General features: G+C 55.9%; 3 protein-coding genes and 1 rRNA gene. 1 reads left to right on the top strand and 3 read right to left on the bottom strand.

Features of this window, described 5'->3' with window-relative positions:
• Nucleotides 1-492 precede the first annotated feature (492 nt).
• Nucleotides 493-903 (top strand): DUF2061 domain-containing protein, encoded by a 411-nt coding sequence (locus E8M83_RS22625; RefSeq protein WP_137175618.1) that lies wholly within the window; start codon nucleotides 493-495, stop codon nucleotides 901-903.
• A 63-nt stretch (nucleotides 904-966) separates the two neighbouring features.
• Here E8M83_RS22625 and E8M83_RS22620 read toward each other — a convergent pair whose 3' ends face one another.
• The 3 genes from E8M83_RS22620 to rrf form a co-directional block, all read right to left on the bottom strand.
• On the bottom strand, nucleotides 967-1,338 hold the full coding sequence (locus E8M83_RS22620) for a DUF3999 family protein (protein WP_267874241.1): 372 nt from the start codon (nucleotides 1,336-1,338) through the stop codon (nucleotides 967-969).
• A gap of 13 nt (nucleotides 1,339-1,351) precedes the next feature.
• Nucleotides 1,352-1,651 carry a hypothetical protein gene (locus tag E8M83_RS22615; protein WP_137175616.1) on the bottom strand — a complete coding sequence of 100 codons (300 nt, stop codon included), beginning with the start codon at nucleotides 1,649-1,651 and terminating at the stop codon, nucleotides 1,352-1,354.
• A gap of 181 nt (nucleotides 1,652-1,832) precedes the next feature.
• Nucleotides 1,833-1,945, bottom strand: a 5S ribosomal RNA gene (gene rrf / locus E8M83_RS22610).
• Nucleotides 1,946-2,150 lie beyond the last annotated feature (205 nt).

The raw sequence follows: 2,150 nt of genomic DNA, 5'->3' as shown, positions 1-2,150 counted from the left end.
CGAGTCACCCGCTATTGCTAACGGGGTCGCTCACTCAAAATACTGACCGTTATCTCATTACTGAGACAACGTTAATACTTTTTGTGAACATTTGATATTTTAAGTAATCAAGAACCGAAGTTCTTGGCACCTTCATCAAACGCCCACACTTATCGACTGTTAATTTTTAAAGATCAGAATTCGGTACTGCGTCTGCCATTTGCTTCGAAGCGTTGTGTTCGTCAGCAGCAGAGAAGAGAGAGTATGAAGCGTTTTCTAAATCTCGTCAACCCCTCTTTTCCTTCCGCTTTTCGCTGCCTTGAAGGCTGCGTCTGCGTCGGGAGAACGAGACTATAACAAATCTGTGCCATACCTCGCAAGTCCCTCGCCGCCCTCCTCTACGCGACGGCCAATAGCTCCCATCTATCAAGCTCTTCAATATAATTGGCTTCTATATGATAACGAGAATCACTATCATCTGACTCTACAGTCGTCGAACAAAGAGGTTACGTCATGGTCATCGCAGCGAAGAAAACCAGCCAGGTCATCACCCACATGGCTATCGCCTTTACGATCGCCTATGCGATGACGGGGTCGGTCGTGTTCAGCGGCCTGGCCATCATCATCGAACCGGTCATCAACGTCCTGCTGCTCCCCTTCCACGAGAAGGCATGGGCAGCCGTCCGTGCACGAGCGAACTCGGCGCGCGAGCGCTATATGCGGATCGCTGCCGAAAGGGTCAGCCAAACGCTCATGCACATGGGCGTCGCCTTTGCCGTCATCTACTGGGCAACGGGTTCGCTCGCCTTCGGTGGCCTGGCCGCCATCCTGGAACCGATCTGCAATGTGCTGCTGCTTCCGATCCACGACCGGTTCTGGGACAAGCTTGAACTGCGCATCAACGGCGGAATGCACATCGCCTGACACGGCCATCAGTCACACAAGCCCGCCAGTTACCAACCGGCGGGCTTTTTTACAGGCGAACGGTCAAGCAGGAGGCAGCTCGGAGATCCCGCTTTTGAGCTGGCGGAGGAGATGGCAAGCCATGGCGGCCAATGCGAAGACGCCACCGACCAATAGTGCCCACAGACAGCCTCTCCTGGTGCCGAGTGCATCGCTGCCGGCGGCCTTGTCCTCGATACCGCTGGACGACTGCTGCTGTATCAGGCTCCCAGGCTTGGCTGCCTCGATCGCGGCCAGTTCGCGTGCGCTGAAACCCGGCGCGACCTGGGGCAGCGCGACATGTGCCGCGCTCACGCCCGCGCGGCCGAAGGCCTGCCCATAAGGCGGCTCGCCTCCCGCAACGAAGATCATGCTCATCGGTGTCCAGCCCAGGCGCAAACCAGGCTGTTCGGACACAACGACCTGGGGACTACGGCGTGCTCAGCTGGACGGGCGCGGTAAGCGGCCCAAGAATCTTTTCGCGGTTGTTGAGGACGAAACTGACAAATACAGGTTCCTTGATCGCCAGGCGGACGAGGACCGGAAGCAATGGATAGCAGAAGCTCGCTACCTTGCGTACACATTCATCGTCGCGCAGGGCAGCTTGCGCGGGCTGGCCTGCGCCGCCTTGCAGCATGGGCGTCAATGTACTGCGCTGCTTGTCGATCACGGCCATGATGGGGGCAGTCAGTTTGTCGCTCAGGCCTTCGCATTCGCTTGTTGTGTTCACGGCTCTCTCCAGTAGATGCATCCTGAAGGATGTTGCCTTAGAGCAGTTCAAGGAGCCGTGATATCGAACAAGAGGTGGTCGTCAGCTGAAGACTGGCGAGCGCCCAAAGCAAAAAACCCCCACCTGCACTACACGCGATCTTGAGCGCGTGTAGGCTGGTGGGGGTTTTTTTATATAACTAGCCTGACGATAACCTACTTTCACACTGGTTGCAGCACTATCATCGGCGCAAAGTCGTTTCACGGTCCTGTTCGGGATGGGAAGGGGTGGGACCGACTTGCTATGGTCATCAGGCATGACTTGTACGAGCGTTCGTTGGACGCGTCGGCAGCGAAGCTGCCAACCCTACGTCGGGCGAAGCTCTGAATCTGGAAGAAGTATTGTTGGGTTGTAGCTTGTATTCAAGCAGTTGTACTCGTCAACCTCGGACTACCAAGGTTATAGGGACAAGCCTTACGGGCAATTAGTACTGGTTAGCTTAATGCATTACTGCACTTCC

The sequence above is a fragment of the Massilia sp. HP4 genome, assembly GCF_005222695.1.
In the GTDB taxonomy this organism is placed as follows: Bacteria; Pseudomonadota; Gammaproteobacteria; order Burkholderiales; family Burkholderiaceae_D; genus Telluria.
The sequence above is the reverse complement of the archived record's forward strand: the minus strand, read 5'-3'. Positions and strand labels throughout refer to the sequence as shown.

Excerpts from the sequence above, each read along its gene's own strand:
- E8M83_RS22625 (WP_137175618.1), top strand. The coding sequence starts at position 493 with ATGGTCATCGCAGCGAAGAAAACCAGCCAGGTCATCACCCACATGGCT.